The organism is Nocardia vinacea (assembly GCF_035920345.1).
GTDB lineage: Bacteria > Actinomycetota > Actinomycetes > Mycobacteriales > Mycobacteriaceae > Nocardia > Nocardia vinacea_A.
In genome coordinates, this window is sequence record NZ_CP109149.1 from 8,226,557 (window position 1) to 8,245,507 (window position 18,951).

The window sequence follows — 18,951 nt, forward strand, 5'->3', positions numbered from 1 at the left end:
CGGATCGAGAGATCGGGTCGAGGTAATCGTCGCCGATGGGCGGTCCGCTTAGATCACCTTTTTGAAGAATCCGCGCAGGTCGGCAAGTAACAGGTCGGGGGTTTCGTGTGCGGCCCAGTGCCCGCCGCGGTCGTATTCGTGCCATTGCACGAGGTTGCGATGGTCGCGTTCGGCGAATTTGCGTGGCGGTTTGAAGTCGAAACCGAAGGAGGCCAGCCCGATCGGCACGCTGGTGGGCTTCGTCGCCTCGGTCGAGCGATGGTGCTCGAAGTAGAACCGGGCCGCGGGCGCCGAGCTATTGGTGAACCAGTAGATCGCCACATTGGTGAGCAATTCGTCGGTGCTCATCGCGTTCACCAGCGCTTGACCGCTCCAAGCGAGTTGACCGACCGGTGAATCCGACAATGCGTGGCCGAGGGTCTGCGGTTGCGCTTGCTGGGTGGCGTTGTGGATGGCGTGCGCGCGGAATTTCTGCCCGAAGTACAACAGGATCAGCTCGTATTCGCTGAGTCCGTCCAGCTCGCCCGGCTCGCGCCTGGGAAAGGAATAGAGCTGGGTCACATGTACGCCTACGACTCGATCCGGGGCGAACCGGCCCAGCTCAGGTGCGACGATGGCACCGCAGTCGTTGCCGTGCACGCCGTAGCGGTCGTAGCCGAGGCGGTTCATCAACTCGTCGAATGCTGCTGCCATGCGGGTCGGGCGCCAACCGGCGGTGTGGGTCGGTCCCGAGAACGCGAAGCCGGGATAGGACGGGATCACCACATGGAAGGCGTCGCTCGGATCGCCGCCATGCGCACGCGGATCGGTCAATTCGCCTACCAGGCCGAGGAATTCGGTGAATGAACTCGGCCAACCGTGGGCGAGTAGTAGCGGCATCGCGTCGGGCTCCGGGGAAGTGACGTGCACGAAATGGATGGTTTGCCCGTCGATTTCGGTCGTGTACTGCGGAAATGCGTTGAGCCGCCGCTCTTGTGCGCGCCAGTCGAAACTGTCGCGCCAGTATTCGTGCAGCGGGCGGACGAATGACAGCGGAACGCCGTACTCCCAGCCGGGCCGCACCGGCACGCCCGGGTACACCCGGCCTGCGATCTCCCGGGCGGGTAGTTCCGCGACGTATCGGGTGTGCGCCAGGCGGTATGCCAGGTCGTCCAGGTCGGCCTGCGGGATCGCGATTCGGAAGGGCTTGATCTCGGACACCGCCTCAGCCTGCGAGAGTCGGGCGGTCGGAACAACGCCGAATCCGACTGTCATTCGATTACTTTCGCTTATCGGTCGCCGCGTGCAATAGCCGGTCGACCAGCGTTTCGACGTAATCGTCGGTGAGTGGGCCGGTGCCGAACAGGGTGCGGGTGTAGAGCGGGGCCAGGATGATGTCGACCACCTCCAGCACCTCGGGTACCTGTTCGCCGCGAGCTTTGGCTCGATCCAGCATGGCCTGGACCTGGTTCGCGCGTTCGCTGAGGAAGCGGTCGCGCGTCTGTTCGCCCGCCGTGCCGGTGTCGAGCAGCGCGAGAATCGTGCGCAGCAGCGCCAATCCGTCGGGTCCGCTGACATCGCGCGCCGCCTTGGCGGCGTACGCGCGCAGATCGCCCTCGAGCGAACCGGTATTCGGTATCGCCGACTCGGTGCCGAGCCGATCGACGGTCACCTCCATGGCCAGTGCCTCGAGATTGCCCCAGCGCCGGTAGATGCTGGTATCGGCGACGCCGGCGCGGGTCGCGACATCGGCGACCGTGAAGTTGCCGTAGCCGCGTTCGGCGACCAGTTCGGTGACCGCCTTGTGTACCGCCGCGCGCACGCGGGCACTGCGACCTCCGGGACGGCGGGCGCGGGCTTGTTCATCCACGCCTCCATCTTAAAGCAGTCAAGACTTGCGTTTGTGTGCGGGCAGCCGCTATCGTGTTCTTAACGCCACAAATAACTGCGTTTAGGAGCAGGCAATGGAACCGATCGCACCGCGGCGGTGTCCTCGCGTCGCGCCGCCTTCGATCAGCGGGATCGCCGTCGACGGCATCTACGACTGGCTCGACGACACATTCGGCCAGGCGTGACCTACCCCTCACTGCTCGAGACTTTCAGGAGATCGACATGATCAACCGCATCGACCGCGCCATCGATATGACCGGTGGCATCGTCAAAGGCATTGCCGCACAACAGATGAACGTACCCACGCCGTGTCGGGAATGGGATCTGCGCGAACTGCTCAATCACTTGGTGGGCGGCATGAATATCTTTGCCGCTCAACTACAGGGCCTGACCCCGGTTCGCGAACACCACGACGACTGGCTCGACACCGACCCGCAGGGCGCCTACGCCGAGGCGGCCGTGCTCGACCGCGCGGCCTGGCATCGCCCCGACGCACTCGAGCAGAAGGTGCGTCTCGGCTTCGGCGAGGTGCCCGGCCCGATGGCGGCGGTGATCCACCTGACCGAACTCGTCGTGCATGGTGTCGATCTGGCGGTCGCCACCGGACAGGACGACTTGGTCGACGAGCAGCTGTGTGCGGAGATGCTGGCGATCATGCATGAGATGGGCATCGAAAACTTCCGCGTACCAGGGATGTTCGGTCCGGAGGTCGCGGCGCCCGCCGCCGCGCCCGCACACCGTCGGCTGCTCGCCTACGTCGGCCGAGCGTGATCCACTGGCCCGTCGCGTCGCTGCGACGGGCTTTCGCCTCAGTCCTGCTCCAGCGGCCCCAACTCGCGAACAACGCTCGCCAGCGCGCGAATCTGCTGGGTTTCGCCGCCGCTGCGCCAGATCAGTGCCCACCGGACAATGTGCGAATCGCTGATCGGCACGTAGCGAATGCCGGGTCGGTTGTAGTAGCGGGCGACGTGGCTCATGCCCATGGTGAAGGCGCTGCGGGTGCTGGCGACCGTCAGGATGTCTTCCACCGTCGAGACGGTGCAAACGCGTTCGATGGGACGGCCCCTGGGTGTATAGAAGGGGCTGATGGCGTCCTCCCAGTAGTCGGGCATCGGCTTGCTCGGAGCCAGCACCCCGCGATCGCCGAAAACCTCCAGGGATAAATGCTTTTCGTCCGCAAGCTCGTGGTCGTCGCCCATCATCGCCACCATGGGTTCGGTGGAGATGATCGGCCCGACAGTCAGATCGGGTTCCTCGACCGGTAACCATGCGATGACCACGTCGGCCTCGCCACGTCGCAACGGGTCGAATTGTTCGATGAACTCGATATTGCGGATCTGTAGTTCCCACTGCGGGTGCCGAGTACGGAAAAGCTCCCAAAATGGCCGGTAGTCATACGAATTGAAGCCGATCATGGCGATGCGAAGTATCCGGGCCGCCCCTTGTGCGGTCGAGCGCGCGTTCTCGATGGCCTGCGTCAGCTCGTGGTATGCCGGGCGCAAGTCGCTGAGCAACTGCTTGCCCAGCGCGGTGAGCTGGATATTGCGCGGGTTGCTGCGGTCGATGAGACGTCCACCGATACGACGTTCCTGATTCTTGATCGACTGGCTGATCCGAGCTTGGGAAAGATACATCCGTTCCGCGGTCCGCCCGAAGTGCAACTCCTCGGCCAGCGCCAGAAAGATTTCGATATCTCTCAGTTCCATCGTGGTGCTCCTGATTGGTTACGCCAGGCAATCAGAACATTTTTCGACAGGACGCGCTGCTGAGGCCGGCGTTCGAAGTCCGGCGATGAACATACAGATCTGTATGTAAGTGTAGAATCGCCGGAATGACCAGGTCCGAAGCGCCCAAGCGCCGCACGCAGGAGCAGCGCAGTAGTGAGATGCGCACGCGATTGCTCGATGCCACCATCGACTGCCTGGTCGAATACGGGTATGCGGGGACGACGACGCCGCGGGTCGCCGAGTTGGCCGGGGTCACCCGCGGGGCTCAGGTGCACCATTTCGGGTCCAAGACCGATCTGGTGGTCGCGGCGATCAGCCATCTGGCGCAGTTGCGTGCGGAGACCGCGATGCGGGAGATGCCCAGGGTCCAGGGCGGCGGCGATCCGGTCGGGGCGGCCTTGGACTTCCTGTGGGAGCTACATCAGGGGCCGCTGTTCATCGCCACCGCCGAGCTGTGGGTGGCGGGCCGGACCGATCCGGTACTCGCCTCGGCCATGGAGAAGGTCGAGCCGTTCGTCAACAACGCCGTACTGATGGCGGTCGCCCGATTCGTCCCGGATGAGATGCGGCGCAAGGAGGCCCGCGATTTCGTCTACACCGCGATGGATGCGCTGCGCGGAATTTTGGTCTCCAACTTCATCGATCCGGATTCGGAACGGGCACATCGGCGTTGGCGGCGGGCGTCGGTGCATCTGCGGGAGATCGCAAGCGCCGCATTGGCCGCGCGTCCGATGCTGGGTACCGCCGAATAGCTAACGGCCACCGAGCTTTTCGACCCGGCAGCCTGCCAACATCTCAGTGTTGGCGGCAGTTGATCATCTTCTTGCAGGTTCCGGCGTCCGCATGTCCGGCGCGCTGCTGGCTGCGGCGTCTGCCCGTCACCTATGGCGTAGATCGCCGAGCGCGTCAACTTTCTGCGCTTCATGCCCCGGCACGCCGGAAGGCTTGCCGTTGCCCTTGGCGGATGGCGCGATGCGCGCCACCCGCGGCATGGCGGCCCCGATTGTCCTGAGCTGGGAGTTCTTGTATTTCACGGTCTGGATTTCCTTGTACCCTTGCAGGCTTACATACAGCTCTGTATGTTTGTTTCTGTTCGATCCGGGCGGTATCGATCACTGCGGGCTGTCGTCTACGGCGTGGCGCATGGTCACCCCGGGTCAGGTACTACGTGAGGAGTTCGATGGCGAACAAGGTCTACGTCGTTGGCGTCGGCATGACGAAGTTCGAAAAGCCGGGCCGCCGTACGAACGAGGACGGCAGCGCGTGGGACTACCCGGATATGGCGCGGGAATCGGGTACCAAGGCGCTCGCCGATGCCGGGATCGACTATCGCGAAGTCGAGCAGGCTTACGTCGGTTATGTCTACGGCGAATCCACCTCCGGACAGCGCGCGGTCTACGAACTGGGGATGACCGGCATTCCGGTGGTCAACGTCAACAACAACTGCTCGACCGGATCCACGGCGCTTTATCTTGCAGCACAGGCGATTCGGGGCGGTCTGGCCGATTGCACGCTGGCATTGGGTTTCGAGAAGATGCAGCCGGGCTCGCTCGGTTCCACCTGGGACGATCGCGAACAGCCGATGGCCAAGCACGTCATGGCGCTCGCGGAGATCTCCGAGGTGCTTTTCCCGGTGGCGCCGTGGATGTTCGGCGCGGCCGGGCGCGAGCATATGAAGCAGTACGGCACCACCGCGGAGCACTTCGCGAAGATCGGCTACAAGAATCACAAGCATTCGGTGAACAACCCGTATTCGCAGTTCCAGGACGCGTATTCGCTCGATGACATCCTGGCCTCGCGGATGATCTACGACCCGCTCACCAAGCTGCAATGTTCGCCGACCTCGGACGGTTCGGGTGCGGTCGTGCTGGCCAGCGAGGAATTCGTGAATTCGCACGACCTCGCGGCGCAGGCGGTGGAGATCGTCGGCCAGGCGATGACCACCGACTTCGCCTCCACCTTCGACAACACCGCCAAGAACCTCATCGGCTACGACATGAATGTCCAAGCCGCGCAACAGGTGTACCAGCAGGCCGGCCTCGGTCCGGAGGGCTTTCAGGTCATCGAGCTGCACGACTGCTTCTCCGCCAACGAACTGCTGCTATACGAGGCCCTCGGGCTCTGCGGCGAGGGCGAGGCCGGAAAGCTCATCGACGACAACCAGACCACCTACGGCGGCAAGTGGGTCGTGAACCCCTCCGGCGGACTGATCTCCAAGGGGCACCCCTTGGGTGCAACAGGTTTGGCGCAATGCTCCGAACTCACCTGGCAGCTGCGCGGTACCGCCGACAAGCGTCAGGTCGACAACGTTACCGCCGCACTGCAGCACAACATCGGGCTCGGCGGCGCTGCCGTGGTGACCGCCTACCAGCGTGCCGATCGCTGAGCGTCGATCCGATCCAGCGCTGACATTCCAACTGCCACAAGAACACTCGACGAGGAGTCAAACCATGGGCCACATCGAAGCCACCAAGGACGTCAACGCCACCCCCGAGGCCCTGTGGGCCGTTGTCTCCGACCCGCAGACCTGGGACAAATGGTTCACCATCCACGAGCGCTTCATCGAGGAGCCGCCGGCCGTGCTGACCCCCGGCGCGAAGCTGGTCGCGAAGATCGTGATGCTCGGCATGGCCAACAAGCTGGAGTGGTCGGTCGTGGCCGTCGAACAGCCGAACAAGCTGACCCTCGGCGGCACCGGAATGGCCGGTGTGAAGACCGAATTCACCTTCGATATCCAGCCCAACGACGGCGGCGGCTCCACCGTATCGGTGTCCGGTGACTTCGAGGGCGCGCTGATCAAGGGCGCGTTGGGCAAGGCGGTCGAGAAGGACGGCCTCGAGCAACTCGACAAGTCGCTGGAGCAGCTCGACACGCTCGCCGTCGCGGCGGCCTGATTCCGCCACCGAAGGAGAGTGCGATGACAGCGGAGACCACTGCGGCCCGCCTGGTGGAGTTCGACGACGCCGGTCTGGAAATCTGGTGTGACGAAGAGCGTTTCGAGGTCACCGGGGAGCGGCTCGCCGAGTACGCCGCGGCCACCAACGACCCGATCGAGGCCCATCTGACGGGCGAGGTCGCCTCGCCGGTCTTCGGCATCGTCCCGGTCTTCGAGGCCATGATGATGCCGGTGATCGACGTGGTGCCGATGGATATCTTCGGGCGGGTCGTGCATGGGGAGCAGGACTTCCATTTCCACCGCGCGATCCAGCCGGGGGACAAGCTGGTCTCGCGGGCCAAGGCCGTCGGCTACACCAGCCGCTCCAATGGCACCACCATCACCATCCTCATCGAATGCCGCATCGAGGAAGGTGATTTGGTCAACGAGCAGTATCTGACCGCTTTCTTCCGCAATATCGACGCGGGCAAGTCGGAGGGTCTGGCAGCCCCGGCACACAAGTTCGACGAGAACCTGCGGACGCAGGATCCGGTCGCGGTCGTGCCGCAGCATGTCGATCTCGATCAGACCTACCGCTATTCGCCCGCTTCCGGTGACCCGGTGCCGCTGCATCTGGACGAGCAGGTCGCCAAGGACGCGGGTCTGCCCGGCGTCATCGCGCACGGTCTGTGCACCATGGCCTTCGCCTCGTGGGCCGTGCTGACCGAGGTCGCGGGCTCGGATGTCAACCGGCTGAAGCGATTTGCCGTTCGATTCGCCAAGATGGTCTTCCCCGGTGACAACCTGGAGACCCGGATCTGGAAGGTCGGCTCGGCCGACGGCGTCACCACCTACGCCTTCGAAACGGTCCGTGGCGAGGACGTCGTACTCAGCGACGGCCTCGCCGAGATCGCCGATTAGCCACCCGTCCCGGCGAGAGCCGCGACATTCATTTCGCCACGGGATACCGGGGCAGAGGACAGGAGCCGACGCACATGGGTGCACTGGAAGGAAAAGTCGCCATTATCACCGGCGCGGGCCGTGGTATCGGCCGCGAGCACGCGCTGCTGTTCGCTCGCGAGGGCGCCAACATCGTCGTCAATGACCTGGGCGGCAGCAATTCCGGCGAGGGTACCGATGTCGGTCCCGCGCAGGAGGTCGCCGATGAGATCGTCGCGGCCGGCGGCAAGGCCGTCGCGAACACCGAGAACATCGCGACCTGGGACGGCGCGAAGAAGCTCGTCGATCAGGCGGTTTCGGAGTTCGGCGGCCTGGATATCGTGATCAACAACGCGGGCATTCTGCGCGACGCCTTCATCGCGGGCATGGACGAGGCACAGTGGGACGCGGTCGTTGCCGTACACCTGAAAGGCCACGCGGCCGTGCTGCGTCACGCCGCGGCGTTCTGGAAGGACCAGAGCAAGGCTGGCAACCAGCCGAATGCGGCGGTCGTCAACACCGCATCGGCATCGGGTGTCACGGTGCCGAATGCCGGTCAGGGCAACTACGGCGCCGCCAAGGCGGGGATCGCGGCGCTGACCCTGGTCGCGGCCGACGAACTGGCGCGCTATGGCGTGCGGGTCAATGCCATCGCGCCGATCGCGCGTACCCGCCTCACCCTGGCCACTCCAGGCATGGGCGCGATGATGGCTGCCGAGGCCGAGGCGGCCGAGGAAGAGGGCGGTTTCGACGCCTTCAGTCCCGCCAATATCTCCCCGTTGGTCGCATACTTGGCTTCCGATAAGTGTGCGATCACCGGCAAGGTGTTCGCGGTACAGGGCGGTGCCATTTCCGAACTCGCCGGTTGGCACGATGTGAAGACGATCGAGGCCGAGGGTCCCTGGCTCATCGACGACATCGCCGCTCGGCTTCCCTGAGCTGACCAACCCCGTCGGCTTCGCCGACCGCCACCCCCCTGGTTAGGAGAACGATGATGTTCGAATGGTCCGAAACCGATGTGATGATCCGCGACGCCGTGCGGACCTTCATCGACAAGGAGATACGTCCGCACCTCGACGCGCTCGACAGCGGTGAGATGACGCCGTACCCGATCATCCGGAAGCTGTTCAGCGAGTTCGGGATCGACGCTATGGGCGGTGAGGCGATCGAGAAGTTGCTCGCCAAGCAGAAGGCTCGTGCGGCGGCCATCGCGGCCGGGGAGCCGAAGCCGGAGAAGAAGGAAAAGGCTTCCGGCGGTGGCCCGTTCAGCGGCCAGGAGTCGCTGATGGCCGTGTTGATCGCCGAATTGTCGGGCGTCTGTATGGGTTTGGTGACCGCGATGGGCGTGTCCATCGGCCTCGGTGCGACCACCATCATGTCGCGGGGCACCCTGGCCCAGAAGGAGCGCTGGCTCGCCGACATCGTGACCATGAAAAAGGTTGCGGCATGGGCGATTACCGAGCCGGACTCGGGTTCGGACGCGTTCGGCGGCATGAAGACCTACGTCAGGCGCGACGGCGAGGACTACATCCTCAACGGGCAGAAGACCTTCATCACGAATGGTCCGTTCGCCGATGTGATGATCGTCTACGCCAAGCTCGACGAGGGCGACGGCGGCGACAAGCGCGAGCGCAAGGTGCTCACCTTCGTCCTGGACAAGGGTATGGAAGGTCTCACCCAGGGCAAGCCGTTCAAGAAGATGGGCCTGCACGCCTCGCCGACCGGCGAACTGTTCTTCGACAACGTCCGACTCGGCAAAGACCGGTTGCTCGGCGAGACCGAGGAGCACAAGGGTGGCGACGGCCGCGAAAGCGCCCGTTCGAGTTTCACCGCCGAACGCATCGGTGTCGGTTTCATGGCGCTCGGCATCATCAACGAATGTCACCGGCTCTGCCTGGACTACGCCAAGAGTCGCAAGCTCTGGGGCCAGGAGATCGGCCGCTTCCAGCTGGTCCAGCTCAAGCTGGCCAAGATGGAGATCGCCCGGATCAATGTGCAGAACATGGTCTTCAACACCCTCGAGCGCGGCAAGGCGGGCAAGCCGCCGACCCTCGCCGAGGCCTCTGCCATCAAGCTCTACGCCTCCGAGGCCGCCACCGAGGTAGCGATGGACGCGGTCCAGCTCTTCGGCGGCAATGGTTATATGACCGAGTACCGAGTGGAACAACTCGCCCGTGACGCGAAGTCCCTGATGATTTACGCGGGCAGCAATGAAATCCAGGTCACCCACATCGCCAAGGGCCTGCTCGCCCAGTAGCGCGAACTCTGCCGTCGGCACGGCACGTGGCGGCCGTGAACGGCATGTGTTCAGACCGCGCGCAAGTGTGTGCGGCTGGCGTAGATGTGTTCGGCTATCAGGGTCGCGATGCGGTCCGGAGCTTCGAGCATGGGGACGTGCCCGACGCCGTTGACGAGGATTCGGTCGGCGGAGTCGGGCAGTTCCTGCAGGAAGCGGCGGGCGTACACGCGGTTGGGGATGATCCGGTCGTATTCGGCCATCAGCAGGCGCACCGGGGTCGGCAGGTTGGACAGGTCTTCCAGGGCAGGAGCGCGCACGGTGCCCAGGATCAGCGGGAGCATGGCATCGCAGTGCAGTGCGGCGGTGATCATGGCGGCGATGTCGCGCCGCGAGACGGCCGCGGCGTTCTTGCTGAGCAGCAGTAGCGCGAAGCGTTGCGTGATCGGATTGTTGATCGCGAACCCGCCGAGGTGCTTGCCGATTTCGACGATCGGCACCAGCGACAGGAATTTCGCGCCGACACGGAACTGAGTGAGCGAGGGCGATTGCCAACCGCCCGCCGGTGCGATCGCGGTCAGGGTACGGGCCCGGCCGCGTCGGGCCAGTTCGAAGCCGACCCAGGCGCCGAGTGAATTGCCCGCAATATGGCAGGTACGCCAACCGAGTTCGTCGAGTTGATCCTCGATCCGGTCGGCGAGGGCATGGACATCGGTGGACCAGCCCTCGATCGGTTCACCACCCCAGTGGCCCGCGAAAGCGGGGGCGAACACCTCGCAATGCGCGGAAAGCCGCAGCGCAACCTGTTCCCAGCAGTGCGGCGAGAGCATGAACCCGTGCAGCAGCAGAACCGGGTCACCGGACCCGATATGCAGCGCTTTGATCGGGGCGGGGGAGTTGGTGGTGCCTGACTTCATCGTCAATCACCCCTTCCTGGACTGCGATGTCCCGGGGGAGTTCGTCTGACCAGCATTGTACGGTCATCAGGTGCCTTATATCATCTCGTCGATCAACGTGAACGGCGTCCGTGCGGCGACCGGCAAGACGGGCAAGGGGATGCTCGAGTGGCTGGCGGTCACCGAAGCCGACATCATCTGCCTGCAGGAGACTCGGGCAACCGATGAGCAGACCCGTGCCGCGCTCGCGCCCGCACTGGACGCGGGCTGGTATCTGACGCATGCGGAGCCGGGCGCGAAGGGGCGGGCCGGGGTCGGCATTCTGTCCCGTCGCGAACCCCGGGCCGTGCGCATCGGGCTAGGGCGCTGGCAGGACGGAACCTGGCGTCCCAGCGCCGAATTCGCCGGTCCCGGACGCTATGTCGAGGCCGAATTCGATGAATTGACCGTGGCCAGCGTGTATGTGCACACCGGTGAGGCGGATACGCCGATGCAGGACGAAAAGTACCGCTTCCTCGATGAGATCGGCGCTCATATGCGGGCGCAGACCAGTGATTTCGTGATCTGCGGCGACTGGAATGTCGCGCATACCGAACTCGATATCAAGAACTGGAAGGGCAACCTGAAGAACTCCGGGTTCCTGCCGCAGGAGCGGGCCTGGATCGATGGCATGCTCGCCGCCGGATACGTGGACGTGGTGCGCAACCTGCATCCTGGTGTCGCGGGCCCGTACAGCTGGTGGTCCTACCGCGGCCGCGCCTATGACAATGACGCGGGCTGGCGCATCGACTATCACCTGGCCCGCGGCGAGGTGGCCGGTCGGGCGAAGCAGGCCGTGGTCGAACGCGCCGCCACCTACGCCGAGCGCTGGTCCGACCACGCGCCGGTCACGGTGCAATACCGATAAAGTTCGCGACGAAGATGATTCGCGACATGGCAGCGCTGGAGATCGGGATCGCATGAATATTTCCTCGAAGCGAGTTCGCGCCTTCGCCGCGCTCGGTGTGGCCCTACTGGCCTTGGTGATCGCACTGCTCGCCGCGCGCGGCGGCGGGGACAGCAAGCCGACCGCGGCCTCTGTCACCTCCACAACTCGCAGCGCAAGCGTGGCGGTTCCGGCTCGCGGTCCGGATGTGACCACCACATCCACCGTTCGTGCCCCCGGCGTACCGGAGCGCGCCTACGCGACTCTTGTCGAAATCGACGCGGGCCGTTGGCCGGATTCGGCGAACGCGACCGGCACCAAGGGCGGTGAGCGCTGGATGAACCGCGCGGGCACCCTGCCTGCCAAGGATTCGGCGGGCAAAGCCATCACCTACCAGGAATGGGATGTGAACCCGAAGGAGCGCAACCGTTCCCGCGACGCCGAACGCATCGTCACCGGCAGCGACGGTTCCGCCTGGTACACCAGTGACCACTACGAAACCTTCACGAGGATGCGCTGATGACAGTTCCGTTATCGCAGTTCCTTGCCCGCCCCGAGGCCCGGCGGTCCACCGACGCGCCCGCTTCGACGCCGCCCGCCGTAGTGGGTGCCCTACCCGTCGACGCCCCGACACTCAGCGGCGTGCGCTACGACGCACCCGTCGACTACGCGGTGCGTGAACTGCGCGGGCCCAAAATGCGCACCACCGCAGGCGTTTTCGACGAATTCGCGGCCGCGTTCCAATTCCCGTACTACTTCGGCGCGAACAAGGACGCTTTCGACGAATGTCTGCGCGATCTCGATGATTTCGTCGGCCCCGCCGCTGGATACGTTGCCGTGATCCGCGATTCGGCCGAGCTGCTGATCGACGAACTGGAAGAACGCACGTGGTTCACCGAAGCCATGCGCGAGGCCGCCGACTACTGGTCCACAAAGGGCCTGGCGTTCCGGGTCGTGCTCCAAGGCGAACCATCCGACCCGGAGATCGTGCGCCTGAGCCCGTAGCGCCGAGGACGGTCGAATGGTGGCTGTCGGGCTCTCGGGGAGCAACCGTCGTTGCGGTGTGATGCCGGTCTGGCTCAGGTGAGGCGGCGGGCGAGGTCCTCGCCGAGGAGTACGAAGACGTCGGTGGTGTGGTCGATCAGTTCGTCGCGGGTGAGCGGGAGGTCGTGCTGTAGCCAGGCGGTGAGGGTTTGGACCAGGCCGCCGACCAGGTAGGTGGCGCGAAAGTCGATGGTGGGGTCGGGATTCGGGTCGGTGATGCCGTAGAAGTCGATGCCCTCGGCGGCGACGATGCGGGCGAAAACCCGCACCGTCTGATTCGTGCGGGCACGCAGCTCCGGCGTCGCCATGCCCGCGACCAGCGCGACATGCGCCTTGCGCGGATCGTCGGTGAGCAGATGAAGGCCCGCGGAGATCGCGGCATGCGCTTTGGCCCGGGTGTCGGCGGGTGCGGTCTGCAGCGCACCGATGATCGCCCCGGCCAGTTCCTCCGCGATCCGATCTATGAGCGCGGCCAGCACCGCGTCGCGGCTGTCGAAGCTTTCGTAGTAGTAGCGCTCGTTCAGTCCGGCCTGCGCGCATAACCCGGAGACGGTGAGCTTGGTGATGCCCTGGGTGCCGATGATCTCCAGTGCGGCATCGAGCAGCGCCGCGCGTCGCTGGGCGCGGCGCTCGTCGGCGGAGACGCCGCCGTAGGTCCGTTTTGCAGTCCCACCGCTCCCCGCGGACTTGCTACGCGCTGATCCACCGGTCGCTCGACCACTACCTCTCGCGGACTCGTTACCGGATGCTCGCCCGCCCGTCGCCCGGCCATCACTCCTCGCGGACTCGTCACGGGATGCTCGCCCGCCCGTCGCTCGACCACCGCCCTTCGCCGACCCGCTACGCGATGCTGTCACATGGCGATTCTGGCACGGGTGCGGCTGGGGCCGACCGGATCGCGGTCCGATGTGGTAGGTGGTCGCGGCCCGGATCCGGTCCGGACGCAATCTGGTGGTAGCTATTGCCAGATCTAGAGTTCTGGGGGATTCTGTTGCCAGATGCTGTGGAGTCCTGGCCCGCCGAGATGGCCGGTCACCGACTCCCATGGCACGCGCTCAACGAGGAGGCAGCGATGTCCCAGCCCGGCTACTTCGCCGATAATTCGATGGCCCGACGGGTCATGAGCAAGCGCGCGGTGGGTCTCACCTACGGCCAGCGTGCCCTGGTGATCGGCGCGGTCAATCCGCTGCTGTATGTCGGAACCGCCGAGAACACCGAGCATCGGATGACTCCGTACTCGCGACTCGCGTTGACCGGCAAGCTCTTCGAGGCCGTCTTCCTCGGGAGCAAGGACGAGGCGGATCGCGCGCTCGCCTTCACCGCCAAGAAGCACACGAAGGTCGTCGGCGAACTGCCCGAGGACGCGGGCCGGCACCATCCGGCGGGAACCGGCTACTCCGCATTCGACCCGCACCTGATGTACATGACCATGGCCTTCGCCTTCGACTCGGCCGAGGTGATGCACGATCTGCTGGTCCGCCCGCTGACCGGCGGCGAACGCGAGGGCCTGTACCAGGACTACGTCCGCTGGGGTGAACTGTTCGGCATGCCACGCGAGGCCGCGCCCGGCAGCTACCCGCTGTTCCGCAAATCCTTCGACGACTACCTAGCCTCGGACGAGCTGTTCCTCACCGATGAGGCCAGGCTGGTCGGTTCGTATCTGGCCGGTCAGCGCACGCCCTATCCGCAGCGCGGGCCGATGCGCCAGGTCGTCGACGCGTTCTACCTGCTGGTGCAGGGCAGTCTGCCGCCGCGCATCCGCGATATGTACGGGATGCGCTGGGGGCTGCCCGAGCAAATCGCGTTCCGCGCGCTCGCCCAGGGCGTACGCACCGCGCATATCGCCCCACCGCTTGTTCCGCCGGTGCTGCGCGGGACGCTGGCCGGTCCGAGCGCGCCGGTCTACAAGCTGTTGTCCAAGCGGGAACGCGAACTGCACAGCACCGGCCGCCCGAGCATGCCCGGTGTCGACCCACGCAACTGGGCGGCGCGAAATTCCGCGTGACCGCGGCGTGAGCGACGGGCCCGGAGGCGGTAGCGCAGCGTAACCACGGAGGGACCCGCGAACGCCGCTGATCGAACACCGCATGCGAAGATCGGGATATGTCCAGTCCTGCTCAGACGAACCCGGCCGCTGAACGCAAACAGCGGGTGCTGTCCGGGATCCAGCCCACCAGCGCGTCCTTCCATCTCGGCAACTACCTTGGCGCGCTGCAGTACTGGGTGACCATGCAGGACGACTACGACGCGCTCTACTTCATCCCGGATATGCACGCCATCACCGTGTCGCAGGATCCGAAGGAACTGCGCAGGCGCACCAAGGCGGCGGCCGCGCAGTTGCTCGCGCTCGGCATCGACCCCAAGCGCTCCACGCTCTTCGTGCAGAGCCAGGTACCCGAGCATGCCGAGCTGACCTGGGTGCTCAGCTGCATCACCGGATTCGGTGAGGCCAGCCGGATGACCCAGTTCAAGGACAAGTCGGTCAAACAGGGTGCGGAGAACGCCAGCGTCGGACTGTTCACCTATCCGGTGCTGATGGCCGCGGACATCCTGCTCTACCGTGCGCATCAGGTGCCGGTCGGCGAGGATCAGCGCCAGCATCTCGAGCTGACTCGAAATCTGGCTCAGCGCTTCAATACTCGGTTCAAGAAGACGTTCGTGGTGCCGGAGGCGCATATCGTCAAGGGCACCGCGAAGATCTACGACCTGCAGGATCCGACCTCGAAGATGAGCAAGTCGGCCTCCACCGACGCCGGTCTGATCAACCTGCTCGACGATCCGAAGATCACCGCCAAGAAGATTCGCTCCGCGGTCACCGATACCGAGCGCGAAATCCGCTACGACCCGGAAAACAAGGCGGGTGTCAGCAATCTGCTGGTGATCCTGACTTCGCTGAGCGGCACCCCGATTGTCACGCTGGAACGCGACTATGCCGGTAAGGGTTACGGCGATCTGAAGTCCGACGTCGCCGACGCGTTGGTCGAATTTGTCACCCCGCTGCGGGCGAAGGTGGAAGAGTATTTGTCAGATCAGGGTGAACTCGACCGCATCCTCGACGCAGGTGCCGAGCGGGCGCGCGAGATTGCCGGCAACACTCTGGCGCAGGTTTACGACCGGGTGGGGTTTTTGGCTCGCTAGCTGGGGAATACCGCTAGCGACCGCTTGTCGACCATCACCGCGCGGTCTCTGTTGAAGGGGCGTGACAGATGCAGGTGATCGACAACATCAAGGCGGCGCTCGAACGGCGGATCCAGTCGCGGCCGTGGCTGGATCATCTGATCCGCGCGGGCGGAAATTATCAGCGGCAACGCGGCGATTACTACGCGGCCGGGATCACGTATTTCACAGTGCTGTCGCTGTTTCCGCTGTTGATGGTCGCCTTCGCGATCGCGGGCTCCGTACTGTCGGGCGACCCGGAAATGCTCACCGAACTGCGGAACAAGATCATCGAGAACATTCCGGGATCACTCGGCGGCCAGCTCAATGATCTGATCGATCAGGCGGTCCGATCGCGCGGCGCGGTCGGCACGCTCGGTCTGCTCGTCGGTGTCTACACCGGACTCGGCTGGATGGCGAATCTGCGGGCGGCACTGACCGAACAGTGGGAACAGAAGACCCCGGAGGGCAATTGGTTCCTGAGCAAGCTTTCCGACCTCGGTGCATTGATCGGGCTCGGCTTGGCCTTCGTGGCCTCGATCGGTCTGTCCACCCTGGCGTCGAGCACCCTCGGCGCGCGGCTGCTGATCACTTTCCGCCTGTCGGAGTTGCCCGGTGCGCGGCTGATCCTGGTGCTCATTTCGATACTGCTCGGCTTCCTCGCCTCATGGGCAGTGTTCGTCTGGATGATCGCCCGCCTGCCCCGCGAGCCGGTCACCTTGCGCAGTGCCGCACGCGCGGCGGCACTGGCCGCGGTGGTCTTCGAAATCTTCAAATACGTCGCGTCGTTCTACCTGCAGATGGTGCTGCACAGCCCTGCGGGCGCGGTATTCGGATCAATCATCGGCCTGATGGTGTTCAGCTACACCACCTATCGCATCCTCTTATTCGCAACCGCTTGGGCCGCAACGGCATCGGAGAACGAGATCGAAGCCGAAATCCCCCCACCCGCCCCTGCCGTGATCAAGCCTCGCATGGGCGCGCCCGGCCTCTCGATGGGCACGGGAGCTGCTTATTTCGGTGTGGGCGCCCTTGCGGCGTTTGTGCTTTCAGGGTTGCGTCGACGCTGACATGGAGTGGTGTGAGTCGCTGACCCGGATAGATCCCCGGATCACCCCCAACCTCGCAACATCTCCGGCCTCTGCGGATCTCCCTATTTTGGGAACTCTTCGATTTGGATGCTCCAGTAGGTGTCGCTTTCCGTTGCTCCCACTGCCATTCGCTCCACGGCTTTCACCTCGGACTCTGGTGTTGCGCCCCTATAAGCCGCGTACCGTGGGTTGCGGTCACTGTATGCGAACACGACTTTGCCATTATTGACGAATACTTGTATGAGAGAGTCGGACGTAAAAGGGAGACCCGACCAGTCCAATCCCTTCGTCCCGAGACCATCGTTGAGGCTTTCTTCTGTGGCGGACGAAAAGCTGTACATTCGGTCCCACGAACCCACCGGAATCCCGGATTCGGTAATGAGGTCCCCGAGTCGAGCTGTGCCATGAGAGTTCCGAACACGTTCGAATGCTTCCGCCAGCGCTGGACTCTCCTGTTCGACGATGACTTTTTCGTCGGACGACGACAGATCGCAGCCGGCGGGCAGGAGCAGGATTGCCGCCAGCCCGAGTACAGAGAGCAGACGCATACTGGGGGGCAGATTACTCCGCATGAATTCCTAACTGAGCTAGATCATTTGGGTGACAGTCATTTCTCTGCCACAGGGGCGCCCGGCAAGCGTCTGTCCGGCTGGTCGTCGAAGGCTGCCGAGTTCACGGCCTCGCCGATCTTCACCTGGTTGGTCCAGTTCAGATTCATATTCTTGTCGATCAGTACTGTGTCGCCTCGCAAGACAGCTTCTTTGACGACATCGCTCAAGTCGCTGCCAAAGGGGCTGTACCCATTTTTTGTCGGATTGTCGACGGCAATCTTGCGCCCGACCTCGTTGTTGTACAGGTCCATCGCCTCGCGCACCGACCGGTTGTCGTCTCGCATCTCGTGCTTCGAGGTGTATTCCTTGGTCCAATCCTCGCCGAATTCACGGGTCAACAGGGCATTCCAGTAGGCATGGCGGAACGCGTCGGTATGGTTGTCCTGGTTATTCATAACAGGCTTGCCGTCCTTATCGAACACAGGGTTGCCTGCGGCATCCAGCATCTGTACCGGAGGAAAGGCCTTTTCGGCTTCCTCCTGCGCTTTCTCAGAAATCTGTTTGAATTGCCACTGGTCCCAAAGGCTCAAGTTGTTCAGCATTTCCGCCTCCGCAGCGGTGACCTGCTTGGGCTCGATGTCGATCGTTCCTAGGGACCACTTCTTCCACTGCGCAATCTTGTCGGTGTCAGGCCACATCACGTAGCGCTTGTCACCGTCATCGACTTGGTATGAGGTCACGATGGTTTCGAGGTCACTACCCAGCGGCACCGGAACATCAGCGAACACCTTCTCGATCGCTTCCCGGGCAGCCCCCGCGGCATCGCCAGCCTCCCGGAGGCACTTCTTGATCTTGTCCTCGTACTGGTTGGCGACACGCGTCACCACCATCCTGGCGATTATCGGACTGCGGATGTCGTTTTCCTGCGCAATCCATGCGAGGACGTCTTCGGAGAAGCTAACCGTGCCGTCCTCAGCGACGGTGAACCGCGCGTCCTCGGCATCATGAATCACGTTGACCGCAGCGGATTTGGCGAAACTGAGCGAGGCGATGATCTGTGACGTGGATTGCTGAGCGTTGTCGAAGGCCGAAACCACCTTCGACAACGACGATTTAGCTTCGTCACCCTTCCATCGCATCGAGTCTCCGGCGCCTCCGCGCCAGAAACCCGGGGAATCCGCGAGCTGCTGGGAGACGACGGTGCGCTGCTCGGTGATCTTCTGTGCGCCTTGGCCCCATTCCCCAGCTTGGGAGGTCAACGCATCGAAGGTCCAGCTGCGGATTTGAGTCTTCGTCGGCGGTACCCAGCTCATCGCGGACCGGACTCCAGCGATTCGGACAAGTCGGCGATTCGCTGCGCCTGCTCTTGTTGCTGCCTGTTGTACTCCGCGATGCAGATACCCGCCGAGCCGTTGATCTCCTTCAACTGGACGTTGACACCGCGGACGCTGAGCTCGGCCCGTGCACCGGCCTTCATGAAGGCGTGCCCGAGGCCGGAGCCGGGCAGCGCATCCTCGATAGCCCACAGGAAAGTCGTCGCCTTCACGGCAGCAAGTGCGACATGCGCTGTGTTCAACACGGCAACCATGCCCTCGAGCGCAGCCTGATCCACATACAGATCGGACACGCGCGACCCCCTCAC

At 64.1% G+C, this 18,951-nt stretch carries 22 protein-coding genes; 13 read left to right on the top strand and 9 right to left on the bottom strand.

Annotated elements, in window-relative coordinates; all coding sequences use genetic code 11:
- Positions 1 to 48: 48 nt before the first annotated feature.
- Together OIE68_RS37185 and OIE68_RS37190 are read right to left on the bottom strand one after the other, a co-directional pair.
- Entirely contained in the window at positions 49 to 1,254 is a 1,206-nt protein-coding gene (locus tag OIE68_RS37185) for an epoxide hydrolase family protein (RefSeq protein ID WP_327095582.1), read from the bottom strand.
- Between the two features lie 4 nt (positions 1,255 to 1,258).
- Entirely contained in the window at positions 1,259 to 1,849 is a 591-nt protein-coding gene (locus OIE68_RS37190) for a TetR/AcrR family transcriptional regulator (protein ID WP_327095583.1), read from the bottom strand.
- A 242-nt stretch (positions 1,850 to 2,091) separates the two neighbouring features.
- Here OIE68_RS37190 and OIE68_RS37195 point away from each other — a divergent pair, with 242 nt between their 5' ends.
- Entirely contained in the window at positions 2,092 to 2,640 is a 549-nt protein-coding gene (locus tag OIE68_RS37195) for a TIGR03086 family metal-binding protein (protein ID WP_327095585.1), read from the top strand.
- Positions 2,641 to 2,678: 38 nt separating this feature from the next.
- Here the strand turns inward: OIE68_RS37195 and OIE68_RS37200 are convergent, their stop codons facing one another.
- Complete coding sequence (locus OIE68_RS37200; protein WP_327095586.1) at positions 2,679 to 3,575, bottom strand: LysR family transcriptional regulator; 897 nt, start codon at positions 3,573 to 3,575, stop codon at positions 2,679 to 2,681.
- 125 nt (positions 3,576 to 3,700) lie between these two features.
- Between OIE68_RS37200 and OIE68_RS37205 the strand changes: the two genes are divergently transcribed.
- Positions 3,701 to 4,348 carry a helix-turn-helix domain-containing protein gene (locus tag OIE68_RS37205; protein WP_327095587.1) on the top strand — a complete coding sequence of 216 codons (648 nt, stop codon included), beginning with the start codon at positions 3,701 to 3,703 and terminating at the stop codon, positions 4,346 to 4,348.
- A 126-nt stretch (positions 4,349 to 4,474) separates the two neighbouring features.
- Here the strand turns inward: OIE68_RS37205 and OIE68_RS37210 are convergent, their stop codons facing one another.
- Complete coding sequence (locus OIE68_RS37210; protein ID WP_327095588.1) at positions 4,475 to 4,630, bottom strand: hypothetical protein; 156 nt, start codon at positions 4,628 to 4,630, stop codon at positions 4,475 to 4,477.
- 146 nt (positions 4,631 to 4,776) lie between these two features.
- Between OIE68_RS37210 and OIE68_RS37215 the strand changes: the two genes are divergently transcribed.
- The 5 genes from OIE68_RS37215 (at position 4,777) to OIE68_RS37235 (ending at position 9,667) form a co-directional block, all read left to right on the top strand.
- Entirely contained in the window at positions 4,777 to 5,982 is a 1,206-nt protein-coding gene (locus tag OIE68_RS37215; RefSeq protein ID WP_327095589.1) for a lipid-transfer protein, read from the top strand.
- 64 nt (positions 5,983 to 6,046) lie between these two features.
- On the top strand, positions 6,047 to 6,490 hold the full coding sequence (locus OIE68_RS37220) for an SRPBCC family protein (protein WP_327095590.1): 444 nt from the start codon (positions 6,047 to 6,049) through the stop codon (positions 6,488 to 6,490).
- A 23-nt stretch (positions 6,491 to 6,513) separates the two neighbouring features.
- On the top strand, positions 6,514 to 7,392 hold the full coding sequence (locus OIE68_RS37225; protein ID WP_327095591.1) for a MaoC/PaaZ C-terminal domain-containing protein: 879 nt from the start codon (positions 6,514 to 6,516) through the stop codon (positions 7,390 to 7,392).
- Between the two features lie 74 nt (positions 7,393 to 7,466).
- Complete coding sequence (locus OIE68_RS37230) at positions 7,467 to 8,348, top strand: SDR family oxidoreductase (RefSeq protein ID WP_327095592.1); 882 nt, start codon at positions 7,467 to 7,469, stop codon at positions 8,346 to 8,348.
- 56 nt (positions 8,349 to 8,404) lie between these two features.
- A complete protein-coding gene (locus tag OIE68_RS37235) occupies positions 8,405 to 9,667 on the top strand; it encodes an acyl-CoA dehydrogenase family protein (protein ID WP_327101963.1) in 1,263 nt (420 codons plus the stop codon).
- Between the two features lie 50 nt (positions 9,668 to 9,717).
- Here the strand turns inward: OIE68_RS37235 and OIE68_RS37240 are convergent, their stop codons facing one another.
- Positions 9,718 to 10,563: an alpha/beta hydrolase gene (locus tag OIE68_RS37240; protein ID WP_327095593.1), complete on the bottom strand. Its 846-nt coding sequence runs from the start codon at positions 10,561 to 10,563 to the stop codon at positions 9,718 to 9,720.
- A gap of 70 nt (positions 10,564 to 10,633) precedes the next feature.
- On the opposite strand from OIE68_RS37240, the gene OIE68_RS37245 reads away from it, so the two are divergent.
- Genes OIE68_RS37245 through OIE68_RS37255 form a run of 3 tightly spaced genes read left to right on the top strand, consistent with a single transcriptional unit; the run spans position 10,634 to position 12,472 of the window.
- Positions 10,634 to 11,449, top strand: a complete 816-nt coding sequence (locus OIE68_RS37245) for an exodeoxyribonuclease III (protein WP_327095594.1) — start codon at positions 10,634 to 10,636, stop codon at positions 11,447 to 11,449.
- Positions 11,450 to 11,501: 52 nt separating this feature from the next.
- On the top strand, positions 11,502 to 11,987 hold the full coding sequence (locus OIE68_RS37250) for a ribonuclease domain-containing protein (protein ID WP_327095595.1): 486 nt from the start codon (positions 11,502 to 11,504) through the stop codon (positions 11,985 to 11,987).
- A complete protein-coding gene (locus OIE68_RS37255; RefSeq protein WP_327095596.1) occupies positions 11,987 to 12,472 on the top strand; it encodes a barstar family protein in 486 nt (161 codons plus the stop codon). The genes OIE68_RS37250 and OIE68_RS37255 overlap by 1 nt, the downstream gene beginning before the upstream one ends.
- Before the next feature lie 74 nt (positions 12,473 to 12,546).
- Here OIE68_RS37255 and OIE68_RS37260 read toward each other — a convergent pair whose 3' ends face one another.
- Positions 12,547 to 13,368, bottom strand: coding sequence for a TetR/AcrR family transcriptional regulator (locus OIE68_RS37260; RefSeq protein ID WP_327095597.1), 822 nt, complete (start codon positions 13,366 to 13,368; stop codon positions 12,547 to 12,549).
- A 215-nt stretch (positions 13,369 to 13,583) separates the two neighbouring features.
- Between OIE68_RS37260 and OIE68_RS37265 the strand changes: the two genes are divergently transcribed.
- The 3 genes from OIE68_RS37265 to yhjD all read left to right on the top strand — a co-directional run bounded on the left by OIE68_RS37265 (position 13,584) and on the right by yhjD (position 16,737).
- Positions 13,584 to 14,516: an oxygenase MpaB family protein gene (locus OIE68_RS37265; RefSeq protein ID WP_327095598.1), complete on the top strand. Its 933-nt coding sequence runs from the start codon at positions 13,584 to 13,586 to the stop codon at positions 14,514 to 14,516.
- Positions 14,517 to 14,614: 98 nt separating this feature from the next.
- Positions 14,615 to 15,649: a tryptophan--tRNA ligase gene (trpS, locus tag OIE68_RS37270; protein ID WP_327095599.1), complete on the top strand. Its 1,035-nt coding sequence runs from the start codon at positions 14,615 to 14,617 to the stop codon at positions 15,647 to 15,649.
- Positions 15,650 to 15,717: 68 nt separating this feature from the next.
- Positions 15,718 to 16,737 (top strand): inner membrane protein YhjD, encoded by a 1,020-nt coding sequence (yhjD, locus tag OIE68_RS37275; protein WP_327095600.1) that lies wholly within the window; start codon positions 15,718 to 15,720, stop codon positions 16,735 to 16,737.
- Between the two features lie 83 nt (positions 16,738 to 16,820).
- On the opposite strand, the gene OIE68_RS37280 is transcribed toward yhjD, so the two are convergent.
- The 3 genes from OIE68_RS37280 to OIE68_RS37290 are packed head-to-tail and all read right to left on the bottom strand — an operon-like array spanning position 16,821 to position 18,936.
- Complete coding sequence (locus OIE68_RS37280; RefSeq protein WP_327095601.1) at positions 16,821 to 17,306, bottom strand: hypothetical protein; 486 nt, start codon at positions 17,304 to 17,306, stop codon at positions 16,821 to 16,823.
- Positions 17,307 to 17,365: 59 nt separating this feature from the next.
- The gene (locus OIE68_RS37285) at positions 17,366 to 18,622 is read right to left on the bottom strand and encodes a WXG100 family type VII secretion target (RefSeq protein ID WP_327095602.1); all 1,257 of its coding nucleotides are present in this window, start codon (positions 18,620 to 18,622) and stop codon (positions 17,366 to 17,368) included.
- Positions 18,619 to 18,936 carry a hypothetical protein gene (locus OIE68_RS37290; protein ID WP_327095603.1) on the bottom strand — a complete coding sequence of 106 codons (318 nt, stop codon included), beginning with the start codon at positions 18,934 to 18,936 and terminating at the stop codon, positions 18,619 to 18,621. Before OIE68_RS37290 ends, OIE68_RS37285 begins: the two co-directional genes overlap by 4 nt.
- Between the last annotated feature and the right edge of the window lie 15 nt (positions 18,937 to 18,951).